This window comes from Pseudomonas sp. FW300-N1A1, assembly GCF_058789115.1.
Genome location: NZ_JBYTBK010000002.1, coordinates 22,154 through 36,690, shown reverse-complemented (window position 1 = coordinate 36,690; position 14,537 = coordinate 22,154). Strand labels below are relative to the sequence as shown.

The following is a 14,537-nucleotide window of genomic DNA, read 5'->3' as shown; positions in this document are numbered from 1 at the left end:
GGGAGCTTGCTCCCGCCGGCCGGTCCGCGCTCGGGCGAAGCAGTCGTAAATCAGCCAACGCGTTATTGCTGGTGAACCGCGGTTGCCGATTTTGGGGCCGCTTCGCGACCCAGCGGGAGCAAGCTCCCTCGCCACTGGTGTGCTACCTACTGTCTTAGCGTTTACGTTTTTCCAGCGAATATACGAACGGTGCAACAATTTCGATCGAGCCGTTTTTCAGCATCTCGGCTGGCGGCTTGGGCAGTGGCTGGGCCCGGCGGATCATTTCCAGGGTGGCCCGGTCCAGATCGGCATTGCCGGAACGTCCTACCAGTTCGAAGGACAGTACCTTGCCTTCAGCGTCGACCACGAAGCGCAGGCGGTTCAGGCCTTCCTTGCCCCGCGCCTGTGCGCCTGCCGGGTACTTCTTGTACTTCTGCAGGTGCGCTAGCAGCGTGCCTTCCCAACTGGCCTTGGCCGCAGTCTGCGCCGCCGACGGGCCGGGTGCCGGTTGTGCGGATTTTGTCGCGGGGGTGTTGGTTGGCGGTGCGTCGGAAGGTTTCTCCTCGGCGGGCTTTTCCTTCGGCGGCTCCGGTTTTTTCTCCACAGGCTTGGGCGGCAGAGGCTTGGGCTTGGGTTTGACCGGCTTGGGCACCGAGATCGTCGGTTTGGGCGCCTCGGCGAGTTTGGGCAGCGGCAACTCTTCCTCCGGTGTCGGAGGTTGTGGCGGCGTTACGACCTTGGGGGGCGCGGGAGGCGGTGGTGCCGGAACCGGTGCCAACTCGACCAGCATCGCCATCGGCGGCAGCGCGACAGGGGGGGAGGACGTCCAGTTGAGCGCGAGAATAACCGCGACCGCATGGACGCCCAGCACCACCGCCAGGCTACCGCTGTAACGCGTCAGCTTTTGGCGCGTCGTGATCATTTCTTGGCTGCCGTCTCAAGACCGACCAGACCGACTTTCAGGTAACCGGCAGCGCGCAGGGTGTCCATCACGTGCATCAGGTCGCCATAGTCCACGCCTTTATCGGCCTGGAAGAAGATGGTCGTGTCTTTCTTGCCCTGGGTGCGCGCATCGAGGATCGCACCAAGGGTTTCGGTTTTGACTTCGTCTTCACCCAGGTACAGGCGCTGATCGGCCTTGACGCTGAGGAACACCGGCTTCTCCGGTCGCGGCGCCGGTTTGGCGGTCGAGGCAGGCAGGTCAACCTTGATGTCCACAGTGGCCAGGGGGGCCGCCACCATGAAGATGATCAGCAGCACCAGCATCACGTCGATGAATGGTGTGACGTTGATTTCGTGGTTCTCGACGAGGTCGTCGTCCGCACCTTCCTTTAAATGCAAGCCCATGGCCGATTACCCTACTTTGACCATGTGCGGTTGCGTGGAGCGCTCGCCTGGCTGGTGATCAAGGTCGCGGCTGACCAGCAGCAGTACTTCAGCCGACGCGTCGGAGACCTGGGCCTTGTAGCCGGCAATGGAGCGGGCGAAGACGTTGTAGATGACCACTGCAGGAATCGCGGCCACCAGGCCCAATGCCGTTGCCAGCAGGGCTTCGGCGATGCCGGGTGCTACCACGGCGAGGTTGGTGGTCTGGGTCTTGGCGATGCCGATGAAGCTGTTCATGATGCCCCACACGGTGCCGAACAGGCCGACGAAGGGAGCGGTGGAGCCAATGGTGGCCAGCACGCCGGTGCCACTGCTCATGTTGCGACCACACGCGGCCACCAGGCGCTCAAGACGGAAGCTGACGCGCTCCTTGATGCCTTCTTTTTCGCGGCTGTTGACCGACAGGCGCATCTCTTCGAGGGCGTCGTGGACCAGCAGGTTGGCAAGCGTGCCTTCCTTGCCGGCTGTCGTGCTGGCTTCTTTAAGGGTGGTGGCTTTTTTCAGCTGGGCGATTTCACCGCGCAGACGACGCTTGGCGCCCATCAGCTCAAAGCCTTTGGCAATCCAGATGGTCCAGGTGATGATCGAGGCGATGGCCAGGCCAATCATCACGAGTTTCACGATGATATCGGCGTTCTGGTACATGCCCCACGGCGACAGGTCATGGGCCATGCCCAGGGTGTTGTCGGATTCCAGCACTTCAGGGCCGTCAATCTCGGTGCCTTCGGCTGCCAGGGACGGGGCTGCCGCGACAGGTGTCACGGCTGTGGCGCCGTGGGCGGCGTCAACGGCTGGCGCAGGTGCTGCAGCGGCAGCGACTGGTGCAGGGATGGTCGGCTCATCGGCGAAAGCCGCGGACGGGGCCAGCAGCAGGCTGAACACCAGTGCAGCTACGGTGCTGAAGGCGCGCGCTGGACGAGTGGGCTTGGTTGGCGAAGCGGATTGTGGATTGCGTGTCATGCTGGCCGGACCTGAGAGAGAAAGAGGATTGATGTCCTTCCAGGCCTCGTGGGCCGAGAACAAAAGTGGCGGGCATTATTGCAAGTAATTCTTGTTAACAGAAGTAATAGAGTCTCTTTTTTTCCTCCATTGCTAGCCGCTCGTCCATTCCCGGGGCTAGTCTGTACCTTTCTGATGAGGGATTTTTAATGTCTGGGCCTTCTGTGTTGATCGCCGGTTGCGGTGATGTCGGTGGCCGTCTGGCCACTCAATTGCTGTCCTTGGGCTGGGAGGTTCATGGCTTGCGACGTGACATCTCGCGCCTGCCCGAGGGCGTTATTGGCGTTGCCGGTGACCTGTTCAATGAAGACTGCCCGGCGACCTGGCCTGTCGGTGCGGTGGATTACCTGGTGTATTGCGCGGCGGCCACCGATCACGATGAGGCGGGTTACCGCGCGGCTTATGTTCAGGGCTTGCAGCACGTACTGGGTTGGCTGAATGACTACGGTCAGGTGCCCGAACGCTTGCTGTTTGTCTCCAGCAGCAGCGTCTACGAGCAGCAGGATGGCGAATGGGTGGATGAAACCTCGCCAGCGCAAGCGACCAGCTACTCGGGGCGAGTGATGCTGGAGGCCGAGCAGGTTGCACTCGCCAGCGGTTTTCCGACGAGCCTTGTGCGGCTGACCGGCATCTATGGCCCGGGCCGCGAGTGGCTATTGACCCAGGTACGTCGGGGTTATCGGGTGGTCGTCGACCCACCGCTGTATGGCAACCGCATTCACGTCGATGACGCGGCCGGTTTGCTGGCGTTTCTGCTCAATGCCGATCATCAAGGCGTTGCGCTGGATGACTGCTACATCGGTGTCGACGATGCACCGGCACCGTTGGCTGAGGTCGTGGACTGGTTGCGCGAGTACCTTGGGGTCACTGAGTGGGCCGAGGATGCCAGCGTGCGCCGTACCGGCAGCAAGCGCTGCAGCAACGCCCGCGCCAAGGCGCTGGGCTGGACGCCCCGCTATCCAGGTTTTCGTGAAGGTTATGCGGCGATTCTGGAAGGCGGCGCCTGATCCTTTTTGGCGGACAAAGAAAAAGGAGCCTTCAGGCTAATGCCGGTCAGTTAAGAGAAATAAAGCCGAACACGAAACCTGTGGCGAGGGAGCTTGCTCCCGCTGGGCTGCGTAGCAGCCCCAAAACAGGGCCGCTTTGCGCCCCAGCGGGAGCAAGCTCCCTCGCCACGGGTTCTATGTTCGGCTGGTCTTTGGCTTAACTGATCGGCATTAGCCATCAGGCTCCTTTTTGCTGGATCACTGCTTTTCCAGTGTCCATTGGCGTTTGCCCGGGGAGAATGACGGTACTTCATCGGCTTGCGCACCGTTAACCGTCTGGAAAATCTCCATGTCGTCACCCTGGCGGGTGAAGATCCACGGGTTGCCCTGGCCGTTGAGTTGCAGCCAGATCGTGTCATTGCCACCGCTCATGGAGGCGCAGTCGCCCGCCAGGCACAGGGCGTAGCGGTCAGCACCGGGAAGGCCCTGGACAGCGCCATCGGCCTGGAACTGAACGGTGTTGCCTTCACCCGGGCCATTGACGATCTTCCAGCCACCGCCCAAGTAGGCTGAGTAGAGTGCGCGCTCGAAGCTTGCACCCAGCGGTGCACCTTCAGGAACGGCATCTTTCGGGTGGTCGAACACTTGCTCTGGCTCGTTGTCGCTGGCCACTTGCTGCAGTTGTTTGCCGTCACGCTTCAATTCGGTGCCGGAACTGCCATAGATCTCGATTTTCCAGGCGCCTGATTGTTCGCCCAGTACCTTGCCTTCGACGTTTTCGAAGCCATTGGTGTAGCGTGATTGACCTGCCTTGGTGTTGACGTCCCATTCCAGGTTCGGGCCGTTGGCTTGCAGTGCTTCACGCAGCGGAACGCCCTTCGAGGCTGCATCGATTGCCGCCTGGTTGATCCAGGTGCCGCTGATATCACGGTCGGCGGGGTCACTGGCACAGCCGCCCAGAAACGCCGCGAGCAATGAGAGAGCTAGCGCTTTGCGCATGAGGAGAATCCTTAGGAAGCGGAGCTGGCGCAACCCGTGAGGTTGCGCCGCGCGTGTTACTCGATGACCAGAATGGCGTCCATTTCAACCTGCGAACCCTTTGGCAGGGCAGCCACGCCAATGGCGGCGCGAGCAGGGTACGGCTGGTCAAAGTACTTGCCCATGATCTCGTTGACCTTGGCGAAGTGGCTCAGGTCGGTGAGGAAGATGTTCAGCTTGACGATGTCCTTGAATGAACCACCGGCCGCTTCTGCCACGGCCTTGAGGTTTTCAAACACCTGAACGGTCTGGGCTTCGAAACCTTCGACCAGTTCCATGGTTTTTGGGTCGAGCGGGATCTGGCCGGACATGTAGACGGTGTTGCCAGCCTTGATCGCCTGGGAGTAGGTGCCGATGGCCGCCGGGGCCTTGTCGCTGGTGATAACGGTCTTGGTCATGAATGACTCCTTGTAATGACTGGGCTATGTGGGCGGGCTATGCACGCATGCGGGTGATGCGGATCACCCCGGTCAGGGCGCGCAGTTTCTTGATCACGCGGGCCAGGTGCACACGGTCGTGTACGCTGACCACCAGTTGAACCACGCTGATGCGACCATCGCGCTCGTCCATGCTGATCTTTTCGATGTTGCCGTCGGCGGCGTTGACGCTGCTGGCGAGCAACGCGATCAGGCCGCGCTGATGTTCCAGCTCGACGCGCAGCTCGACATTGAATTCGCCGGTGACATCCTTGGCCCACGACAGCTGGATGCATTTTTCCGGGTTGTGGCGGACTTCACTGATGTTGCGGCAGTTGTCCAGGTGCACGACCATGCCCTTGCCCGCAGACAGGTGACCGACAATCGGGTCGCCGGGGATAGGGGTGCAGCACTTGGCGTAACTGAGCACCAGGCCTTCGGTGCCGCGGATGGCCAGCGGACCTTCGGCGCTTGGTAGCTGTTCGCCTTCGCCCAGCAGGCGGCGCGCTACGACATAGGCCATGCGGTTGCCCAGGCCGATGTCTTCGAGCAGGTCCTCGATCAGTTCGAGGCGGTATTCGGTGAGCATCGCCTTGACGCGTTCGGCGGCAATTTTTTCCAGCGAGCTGTCGAAACCGTTGAGCACCTTGTTCAGCAGGCGTTCGCCGAGGCTGATGGACTCGGAGCGGCGTTGTAGCTTCAGCGCATGGCGGATGTGGGTCCGTGCCTTGCCGGTGACCACGAAGTTGAGCCAGGCAGGGTTCGGCCGCGCGCCGGGGGCACTGACGATCTCGACCGTGGAGCCGCTTTGCAGCGGTTCGGACAGCGGCGCGAGACGACGGTTGATCCGGCAGGCGATGCAGCTGTTGCCGACGTCGGTATGCACGGCATAGGCAAAGTCGACGGCCGTGGAGCCTTTGGGCAGCTCCATGATCCGGCCTTTGGGCGTGAACACGTAGACCTCGTCCGGGAACAGGTCGATCTTCACGCTTTCAATGAATTCCAGCGAGTTGCCGGCGCGTTGCTGCATTTCCAGCACACCCTTGACCCACTGGCGGGCGCGGGCGTGAGTGCCTTTGGGCTGCTCGTCGCCACTGGATTTGTACAGCCAGTGCGCGGCGATGCCGTTGTTAGCCATCTCTTCCATTTCACGGGTACGGATCTGGATCTCGATCGGAACACCGTGCATGCCGAACAGCGTGGTGTGCAGCGACTGATAGCCGTTGGCCTTGGGAATCGCGATGTAGTCCTTGAAGCGTCCCGGCAACGGTTTGTACAGGTTATGTACGGCGCCCAGCACGCGGTAGCACGTATCGACCTTGTCGACGATGATCCGGAACGCATAGACGTCCATGATCTCGTTGAAGGCCCGACGCTTGCCGCGCATTTTCGTGTAGATGCCGTAGAGGTGTTTCTGGCGACCGCTGACTTCGCCCTGAATGCCGTCGATGGCCAGGCAGTGGCTCAAGGACTCTTCGATCTTGTTGACGATTTCCTTGCGGTTGCCCCGGGCGCGCTTCACGGCCTGGCCGATCCGCGCGGAACGCATCGGGTGCATGGCCTTGAAGCCCAGGTCTTCGAATTCTATGCGGATGGCGTGCATGCCCAGCCGGTTGGCAATGGGCGCATAGATTTCCAGGGTTTCCTTGGCGATGCGCCGGCGTTTTTCACCGGACAGCACTTCCAGCGTGCGCATGTTGTGCAGGCGGTCGGCTAGCTTGACCAGGATCACGCGAATATCGCGCGCCATGGCCATGGCCATTTTCTGGAAGTTTTCAGCCTGGGCTTCGGCCTTGGTCTCGAAGTTCATCTGGGTCAGTTTGCTGACCCCATCGACCAATTCAGCCACGGTTTCACCGAACTGCGCTTGCAGCGCTTCCTTGGCGATACCGGTGTCTTCGATCACGTCATGCAGCATCGCCGCCATCAGGCTCTGATGGTCCATGTGCATGTCGGCAAGAATGTTCGCAACCGCGAGCGGGTGCGTGACATACGCCTCGCCGCTGCGGCGGCGTTGGCCGTCGTGGGCTTGTTCGGCGTAGAAGTACGCTCGGCGGACCAGGTTGACCTGGTCATTGCCGAGGTAGGTCGATAAGCGATCGGCGAGGGCGTCTATGCTCGGCATGATGACTCCTGCCGATGGTTGTGATCCCGCGCCGTGCTACGTCGACCAGGCATAGGCTTAGACGGCCTCGTTGGACTCGTCCTCGAACGCTGCGAACAGCGGTTCGTCTTCGACGATTTCAGCATTGGCGATGAACTCGTAGCTCATCAGGCCTTCAGCGATCTCGCGCAGGGCGACAACGGTAGGCTTGTCGTTTTCCCACTGAACCAACGGCTCTTTGCCACCGGTGGCCAGTTGACGGGCACGCTTGGTAGAGAGCATGACCAGCTCAAAGCGGTTTTCCACGTGTTCTAGGCAGTCTTCAACGGTTACGCGGGCCATGGTATTCCTCGGAGCGAATGCAATATGCGCGCTGCCCGGTTGGGCGAGCGGACTCAACAGTTTAAAAAATCACCAGCGTTTAGGGAAGCGCTGATTTTTTGACCAAGCTCTTCAACGCGCTGCAAGTACCAATGTAAAGCCCCTGCAGCGGTTTTGGGAAGTGCTCTTTAGCCCAGCAATTCAGCCAGCAATTTGCCGTGACGCTGTTGCTGGCGCTTCTGGTGCAGCTGGTTGGCGCGGAAAATCGCCTTCAGATCGTCCAGAGCGTGGGCAAAATCGTCGTTGATGATCAGGTAGTCGTAGTCGACGTAGTGGCTCATCTCGCTCACGGCTTCACGCATCCGGCCTTCGATGATCTCGTCGCTGTCCTGGCCGCGGTTGGTCAGGCGCTGACGCAGTGCTTGCTGGCTTGGCGGCAGGATGAAGATCGAACGGGCCTGCGGCATCAGCTTGCGGACCTGCTCGGCGCCTTGCCAGTCGATTTCCAGAATCAGGTCGTGACCTTCGTCCAGCGTCTGCTGCAGGTGGCTTTGCGAGGTGCCATAGAGGTTGCCGAACACTTCGGCGCGCTCCAGGAAGTCACCGTGCTCGCTCATCTTCACGAATTCTTCGCGGGCGACAAAGTGATAGTTGACGCCGTTCACTTCGCCCGGACGCATGGCGCGGGTGGTGTGCGAGACCGAGACGCGGATTTGCGGCTGCGCGTCGATCAGGGCCTTGACGAGGCTGGTCTTGCCCGCGCCCGAAGGAGCGGAAATGATGTAGAGGGTGCCGGTGCTGTGGGTCATGTCGGGGTAGCCTTACTCTATGTTCTGCACTTGTTCGCGCATTTGTTCGATCAACACCTTGAGGTTGACCGCCGCTTGGGTGCTGCGCGGGTCGAAAGCCTTGGAGCCCAGGGTGTTGGCTTCGCGGTTGAGTTCCTGCATCAGGAAGTCCAGGCGCCGACCGGCAGCGCCGCCGGACTTGAGCACGCGGCGCACTTCAATGATGTGGGTGCTCAGGCGGTCCAGTTCTTCGGCGACGTCGCTTTTTTGCGCGAGCATGACCATTTCCTGTTCCAGGCGCTGCGGGTCGAGCTCGACCTTCATGTCGGCGCAGCGGTCGAGGACTTTCTGGCGCTGGGTGGCGAGCATCTGCGGAACCAGTTCGCGCAGGGTCACCACGTCTTCTTCAATGGAGGTCAGGCGCTCGTTGATCAGTCGGGCCAGCTCCGCGCCTTCGCGCTCGCGGCCAGCCTTGAGTTCCTTGAGGCCCTGGTTGAACAGCGTCAGGGCTTCGGCATTCAGGGCCTGCGGGTCGCTGGCGTCGGCCACCAGTACGCCAGGCCAGGCCAGCACTTCCAGCGGGTTCAATGCGGCAGGATTGCTGATCAGGCCCGCGACCGTCTCGGCGGCAGCGACCAGTTGCGCGGCGCGCTCGCGATCCACTTGCAGCAGTTTGCCGGTGCTTTCTTCGGTGAAGCGCAGGGTGCATTCGAGCTTGCCCCGGGACAGGCCCTGGCGCAGCGCTTCGCGCACGGCGCCTTCGAGGTCGCGAAACGACTCCGGCAGGCGCAGGTGGGGTTCCAGGTAGCGGCTGTTGACCGAGCGCAGTTCCCAGCTCAGGGTGCCCTGGACGCCGGCTTTCTCGACGCGGGCGAAGGCGGTCATGCTGTGCACCATGGGGGTACCTCGCAATGCAGATCGGCGCAGAACCGACGTTCCGGGAGCCCGATATCAATGAATTTAAGCCGACTGGCAGCAAAGGCGCAGGATTGTAGCGCAGTGCGGCGGATGCTCCCACATGGCGCGTGTGACAAAGCGCTGCAGGTCGTCGCATGACGCTGTTCAGAGCCTTCGCTCGTCGCCCCGGGTTTTTAGAAGTGCCCAGGCACGTCCGCTCGCCCTATAATGCTCGGCAGATTTCCGTCCTCCGTACAGGTGTTCCTCTATGAAACGTCCAAGTGGTCGCGCTGCCGATCAGCTCCGCTCGATCCGCATCACCCGCAACTACACCAAACATGCCGAGGGATCTGTACTGGTCGAGTTCGGTGATACCAAGGTGATCTGCACCGTCAGCGTCGAGAACGGCGTACCGCGCTTCCTCAAGGGCCAGGGCCAGGGCTGGTTGACCGCCGAATACGGCATGCTGCCGCGCGCCACTGGCGAGCGTAACCAGCGTGAAGCGAGCCGTGGCAAGCAGGGCGGCCGCACCCTGGAAATCCAGCGCCTGATCGGCCGTTCCCTGCGCGCGGCGCTGGACATGTCCAAGCTGGGCGATGTCACCCTGTACGTCGACTGCGATGTGATCCAGGCTGACGGCGGTACGCGTACCGCTTCGATCACCGGCGCCATGGTTGCGCTGGTCGATGCCTTGAAAGTGATCAAGAAGCGCGGCGGCCTGAAGGGCGGCGACCCGCTCAAGCAAATGATCGCGGCTGTTTCGGTCGGCATGTACCAGGGCGAGCCAGTGCTGGACCTGGACTACCTGGAAGATTCGGCTGCCGAGACTGACCTGAACGTGGTGATGACCAGCACCGGTGGTTTCATCGAAGTGCAGGGCACTGCCGAGGGCGCGCCGTTCCAGCCTGAAGAGCTGACTGCGATGCTGGAGCTGGCGAAAAAAGGCATGAGCGAAATTTTCGACCTGCAAAAAGCCGCGCTGGCTGACTGATTGTCCCGATTCCCGGCAAGGAGAGCGTCATGAGTGATGAGCAACTACCGGTGCCCGCGCCGAGCCGTGAGGTGCGTCAGTGGGCCATGTTCTGCCATCTCTCGGCTTTGCTGGGGATCTGGGTGCCGTTCGGCTCGCTGATCGGGCCGCTGATTCTCTGGCAAATGAAGCGCGAAATGGACCCGTTTATCGATGACCAGGGCAAGGAGGCGCTGAACTTCCAGATCAGCGTGGCCATTGCCTCGGCCATCTGCCTGTTACTGATGGTGGTGGTCATCGGGTTTTTCCTGTTTGGCCTGCTGGCCATCGGGGCGCTGGTATTGACGATCATTGCCGGGGTCAAGGCCAACGAAGGGCAGGCATACCGCTATCCCTTCACCTGGCGATTGATCAAATAATAGGCAGATGCATTTCCTGCGGGAGCGGGCTTGCCCGCGATAGCGATCTGGCAGGCAGCACATGGGCTGAATGTCATGGCCTCATCGCGAGCAAGCCCGCTCCCACAAAAAAGCCGACATCACTGTCGGCTTTTTCATGGCTGCGAAACGACGATCAGATCGTCAGCGTCCAGTCGTAGTCCACGATCAACGGCGCGTGCTGCGAGAACCGCGGCTGACGTGGCAGGCGAGCGCTGCGAACAAAGCGGCGCAGGCCCGGGGTCAGCAACTGGTAGTCGAAACGCCAGCCCAGGTTGAGCATCTCGGCCTGTTCATTATCTGGCCACCAGCTGTACTGGTCGCCTTCACGGCTGACTTCGCGCAGGGCGTCGACATACCCCATGTTGCCGACAATCTCGTCCATCCAGGCACGCTCAGGCGCCAGGAAGCCCGGGGATTGCTGGCTGTCGCGCCAGTTCTTGATATCCAGCTTCTGTTGCGCCACGTACAGCGAGCCACAATAAATGTACTCGCGACGTTTGCGTCGCTGTTTATCCAGATAACGGGCGAAGTCGTCCATTAGCTTGAACTTCTGGTTCAAGTCTTCATCGCCATTCTGCCCCGAAGGGAGCAGCAAGGTCGCGATGCTGACCTTATCGAAATCGGCTTGCAGGTAGCGCCCGTAGCGGTCGGCCGTCTCGAAGCCGAGACCGCTGATGACAGCCTTCGGTTGCAACCGCGAATACAAAGCCACGCCACCTTGGGCGGGGACTTCGGCATCGCAGGCATAAAGGAAGTAGCCATCCAGTTGGAAGGCTGGATCGTCCAGTTCAAAGGCAGAGGCGCGGGTGTCCTGCAGGCAGATGACGTCGGCATTCTGTGCTTGCAGCCAACTGAGCAAACCGCGCTCGACTGCCGCCTGAATACCATTGACGTTCACACTGATGATCCGCATAAATGGCCCCAAAAATCGCGTGCGTGTATGATACACGGCGTCAAGCTAATTAGCTAAATCCGTGGTATTTGGGGTTTTTTGCATGCAAGCGTATCAGCGCGATTTCATTCGTTTTGCCATCGATCGCGGCGTTTTGCGCTTCGGTGAGTTCACCCTGAAGTCCGGGCGCACCAGTCCTTACTTCTTCAATGCCGGCCTGTTCAACTCAGGCAGCGCCCTGGCACAGCTGGGTCGTTTCTACGCGGCCGCCATCGCCGAGAGCGGTATTGCCTTCGACGTGCTGTTCGGCCCGGCGTACAAGGGCATCCCGTTGGCGGCGACCACTGCCGTGGCCCTGGCCGAGCACCATGACCGTGACCTGCCGTGGTGCTTCAACCGCAAGGAAGCCAAGGCTCACGGCGAAGGCGGCAGCCTGGTGGGCGCGCCGCTGACCGGCGACGTGCTGATCATCGACGACGTGATCACCGCGGGCACCGCGATCCGTGAAGTGATGCAGATCATTGCTTCCCAGGATGGCGCCAAGGCCGCCGGCGTGTTGATCGCCCTGAACCGCCAGGAGCGCGGCAATGGCGAGTTGTCGGCGATCCAGGAAGTGGAGCGTGACTTTGGCATTCCGGTGATCAGTATTGTTTCGCTGAATCAGGTCCTGGAATTCCTGGCCGATGATCCTCAGCTCAAGCAACACTTGCCAGCAGTGGAAGCCTATCGCGCCCAGTTCGGCGTGTAACCGCAATCCCCTGTGGGAGAGAGTTTTTGTGGCGAGGGAGCTTGCTCCCGCTGGGCTGCGTAGCAGACCCAAAGATTTTGTGAGTGCTGCGCACTCAAGCGGGAGCAAGCGCCCTCGCCACAAAAGGTGATATGCCACAGGGATCGCAGGCAAAAAAAGACCCCGCTCAGCCAGGCTGAGCGGGGTCTTTTTTATGGGTGTTGCTTAAGGACGCTTGCGATTGCTGATCAGGGTGCCCACACCGGTGTCGGTGAAGATTTCCAGGAGGATCGCATTGGGTACCCGGCCGTCGATGATCAGCGAGCTGCCCACGCCGCCTTGCACCGCTTCCAGTGCGCAGCGGATCTTGGGCAGCATGCCGCCATAGATGGTGCCGTCGGCGATCAGCTCGTCGACCTGCTGGGTGGTCAGTCCGGTCAGGACTTGTCCGGACTTGTCCATCAGGCCGGCGATGTTGGTCAGCAGCATCAGCTTCTCGGCCTTCAGGGCTTCGGCGACCTTGCCGGCCACCAGGTCGGCGTTGATGTTGTACGACTCGCCATTGGCGCCAACGCCGATCGGCGCGATCACCGGGATGAAGTCACCTTTGACCAGCAGGTTCAGCAAGTCGGTGTTGATGCCGACCACTTCGCCCACTTGCCCGATGTCGATGATTTCCGGTTGGGTCATCTCCGGCGTCTGGCGGGTGACGGTGAGCTTCTTCGCGCGAATCAGTTCGGCGTCCTTGCCGGTCAGGCCGATGGCGCTGCCGCCATGGCGGTTGATCAGGTTGACGATGTCCTTGTTCACCTGGCCGCCGAGGACCATCTCCACCACATCCATGGTCTGTGCGTCCGTGACGCGCATGCCATCGATGAAATGACTCTCGATCGACAGTCGCTTGAGCAGGTCGCCGATTTGCGGGCCGCCACCGTGAACCACCACCGGGTTGATGCCGACGGCTTTCATCATCACGATGTCGCGGGCAAAGCCGGTCTTCAGCTCCTCGCTTTCCATCGCGTTGCCGCCGTATTTGATCACCAGTGTCTTGCCGACGTAGCGGCGAATGTAAGGCAGCGCTTCGGACAGGACCTTGGCGGTGTTGGCGGCGGCTTCGCGTTCGAGGGTCATTCAGGGCTCCGGCACTTCAATGAAAGGCGCTTCAAAAAATCAAAATGGTAGTTGGAGGTCAGGTGCAACACGTTTCAGTTGGGCGTGGAACACGTCCTTGATGCGCTGCAGTTCGGCGTCGTTGTCGGCCTCGAATCGCAGGACCAGCACCGGTGTGGTGTTGGAGGCGCGAACCAGGCCCCAGCCTTTGGCATAGTCGACGCGCACACCGTCAATGGTGGTCAGGTCGGCACCTTCGCCCCATTGAGCGTCATGCAGTGCATCAATGATGCTGAATTTGCTCTCTTCGGTCACATGGATATTGATTTCTGGCGTGGAAATATCGTTCGGGAAGGTCTCGAACAGCTCCTGTGCGCTGGATTTCTCCTTGCTCAGGATCTCCAGCAGACGCGCGGCGCTGTAGATACCGTCGTCGAAACCGAACCAGCGTTCCTTGAAGAAGATATGCCCGCTCATTTCGCCGGCGAGCAGGGCGCCGCTTTGCTTCATCTTCTTTTTGATCAGCGAGTGACCGGTCTTCCACATCAGTGGGCGACCGCCATACTCCTTGATCAGCGGGATCAGGCGGCGGGTGCATTTGACGTCGAAGATGATCTCCGCGTCCGGGTTGCGTGCCACGACGTCCTTGGCGAACAGCATCAGCAGGCGGTCCGGGAAGACAATGTCGCCCGTGTTGGTGATGACACCGACACGATCACCGTCGCCGTCGAAGGCCAGGCCCAGATCGGCCTTGGTTTCCTTGACCTTGGCGATCAGGTCTACCAGGTTTTCAGGCTTGCCCGGATCCGGATGGTGATTCGGGAAATTGCCGTCGACTTCGCAGAACAGCGGGATGACTTCGCAGTTCAGGGCTTCGATCAGTTGGGGGGCGATAACGCCGGCCGCGCCGTTGCCACAATCGACCACCACTTTCAGGCGGCGAGCGAGCTTGATGTCTTGGACGATTTCGGTGGTGTAGCGATCAAGGATCTCGACCTGGGTGATGCTGCCCTGACCGCTGGTCAGGTTGTTGGTTTTCAGGCGTTCATGCAGGGCCTGAATCTGTTCGTTGGCCAGTGTGTCGCCCGCGATGACAATCTTGAAGCCGTTGTAGTCCGATGGGTTGTGGCTACCGGTGAGCATAACGCCGGATTTGCCGGCCAGTACGTTGGCGGCGTAGTAGAGCGCCGGAGTCGGCACCAGGCCGACGTCGCTGACGTGGCAGCCGCTGTCCGCCAGGCCCTGGATCAGTTGCTCGACAAGTTCCGGGCCCGACAGGCGACCGTCGCGACCGACGCTGATGTTCGGCTCGCCCTGGGCCAGGGTCTGGGCGCCAATGGCGCGACCGATCCAGTAGGCGGTTTCAGCGGTCAGGGTCTGCGGGACCACGCCACGGATATCGTAGGCGCGAAAGATGCTGTCGGGGAACGTGGGGGCGATGCGGGTTGTGTTGCTCATACTGGGATAGCTCCAACTCAAAG

Annotated in this window: 15 protein-coding genes and 1 pseudogene; 4 read left to right on the top strand and 12 right to left on the bottom strand. The window is 60.9% G+C overall.

Annotated elements, in window-relative coordinates; genetic code table 11:
• Positions 1-154: 154 nt before the first annotated feature.
• From AC3WQN_RS02475 to exbB, 3 genes are read right to left on the bottom strand one after another with little or no spacing between them, the layout of a single operon-like run.
• Entirely contained in the window at positions 155-904 is a 750-nt protein-coding gene (locus AC3WQN_RS02475; protein ID WP_103398529.1) for an energy transducer TonB family protein, read from the bottom strand.
• Positions 901-1,329 (bottom strand): TonB system transport protein ExbD, encoded by a 429-nt coding sequence (exbD, locus tag AC3WQN_RS02470; protein WP_095081277.1) that lies wholly within the window; start codon positions 1,327-1,329, stop codon positions 901-903. The genes AC3WQN_RS02475 and exbD overlap by 4 nt, the downstream gene beginning before the upstream one ends.
• A gap of 6 nt (positions 1,330-1,335) precedes the next feature.
• Positions 1,336-2,328 (bottom strand): tonB-system energizer ExbB, encoded by a 993-nt coding sequence (exbB, locus tag AC3WQN_RS02465; protein ID WP_103398528.1) that lies wholly within the window; start codon positions 2,326-2,328, stop codon positions 1,336-1,338.
• A gap of 188 nt (positions 2,329-2,516) precedes the next feature.
• Between exbB and AC3WQN_RS02460 the strand changes: the two genes are divergently transcribed.
• Complete coding sequence (locus AC3WQN_RS02460) at positions 2,517-3,374, top strand: SDR family oxidoreductase (protein WP_103398527.1); 858 nt, start codon at positions 2,517-2,519, stop codon at positions 3,372-3,374.
• A 237-nt stretch (positions 3,375-3,611) separates the two neighbouring features.
• On the opposite strand, the gene AC3WQN_RS02455 is transcribed toward AC3WQN_RS02460, so the two are convergent.
• The 6 genes from AC3WQN_RS02455 to AC3WQN_RS02430 all read right to left on the bottom strand — a co-directional run bounded on the left by AC3WQN_RS02455 (position 3,612) and on the right by AC3WQN_RS02430 (position 8,917).
• The gene (locus tag AC3WQN_RS02455) at positions 3,612-4,352 is read right to left on the bottom strand and encodes a hypothetical protein (RefSeq protein ID WP_103398526.1); all 741 of its coding nucleotides are present in this window, start codon (positions 4,350-4,352) and stop codon (positions 3,612-3,614) included.
• A 56-nt stretch (positions 4,353-4,408) separates the two neighbouring features.
• Entirely contained in the window at positions 4,409-4,789 is a 381-nt protein-coding gene (locus AC3WQN_RS02450; RefSeq protein ID WP_003229509.1) for a RidA family protein, read from the bottom strand.
• 37 nt (positions 4,790-4,826) lie between these two features.
• The gene (spoT, locus tag AC3WQN_RS02445) at positions 4,827-6,932 is read right to left on the bottom strand and encodes a bifunctional GTP diphosphokinase/guanosine-3',5'-bis pyrophosphate 3'-pyrophosphohydrolase (protein WP_103398525.1); all 2,106 of its coding nucleotides are present in this window, start codon (positions 6,930-6,932) and stop codon (positions 4,827-4,829) included.
• A gap of 57 nt (positions 6,933-6,989) precedes the next feature.
• Positions 6,990-7,253: a DNA-directed RNA polymerase subunit omega gene (gene rpoZ, locus AC3WQN_RS02440; RefSeq protein WP_003177259.1), complete on the bottom strand. Its 264-nt coding sequence runs from the start codon at positions 7,251-7,253 to the stop codon at positions 6,990-6,992.
• Positions 7,254-7,420: 167 nt separating this feature from the next.
• Entirely contained in the window at positions 7,421-8,041 is a 621-nt protein-coding gene (gene gmk / locus AC3WQN_RS02435) for a guanylate kinase (RefSeq protein ID WP_095146308.1), read from the bottom strand.
• 12 nt (positions 8,042-8,053) lie between these two features.
• Complete coding sequence (locus AC3WQN_RS02430) at positions 8,054-8,917, bottom strand: YicC/YloC family endoribonuclease (RefSeq protein WP_103398524.1); 864 nt, start codon at positions 8,915-8,917, stop codon at positions 8,054-8,056.
• Positions 8,918-9,185: 268 nt separating this feature from the next.
• Between AC3WQN_RS02430 and rph the strand changes: the two genes are divergently transcribed.
• Positions 9,186-9,908, top strand: a complete 723-nt coding sequence (rph, locus tag AC3WQN_RS02425) for a ribonuclease PH (protein ID WP_095081291.1) — start codon at positions 9,186-9,188, stop codon at positions 9,906-9,908.
• 29 nt (positions 9,909-9,937) lie between these two features.
• Positions 9,938-10,306, top strand: a complete 369-nt coding sequence (locus AC3WQN_RS02420; protein WP_095081293.1) for a DUF4870 domain-containing protein — start codon at positions 9,938-9,940, stop codon at positions 10,304-10,306.
• A gap of 154 nt (positions 10,307-10,460) precedes the next feature.
• Here the strand turns inward: AC3WQN_RS02420 and crc are convergent, their stop codons facing one another.
• Complete coding sequence (gene crc / locus AC3WQN_RS02415; protein WP_003176915.1) at positions 10,461-11,240, bottom strand: catabolite repression control protein Crc; 780 nt, start codon at positions 11,238-11,240, stop codon at positions 10,461-10,463.
• Between the two features lie 82 nt (positions 11,241-11,322).
• On the opposite strand from crc, the gene pyrE reads away from it, so the two are divergent.
• Complete coding sequence (pyrE, locus tag AC3WQN_RS02410; protein ID WP_095081295.1) at positions 11,323-11,967, top strand: orotate phosphoribosyltransferase; 645 nt, start codon at positions 11,323-11,325, stop codon at positions 11,965-11,967.
• Between the two features lie 204 nt (positions 11,968-12,171).
• On the opposite strand, the gene argB is transcribed toward pyrE, so the two are convergent.
• Positions 12,172-13,077 carry an acetylglutamate kinase gene (gene argB / locus AC3WQN_RS02405; RefSeq protein ID WP_095081999.1) on the bottom strand — a complete coding sequence of 302 codons (906 nt, stop codon included), beginning with the start codon at positions 13,075-13,077 and terminating at the stop codon, positions 12,172-12,174.
• 39 nt (positions 13,078-13,116) lie between these two features.
• Positions 13,117-14,505 (bottom strand): annotated as a pseudogene (locus tag AC3WQN_RS02400) (phosphomannomutase/phosphoglucomutase); the annotation flags it as partial.
• Positions 14,506-14,537: the final 32 nt, after the last annotated feature.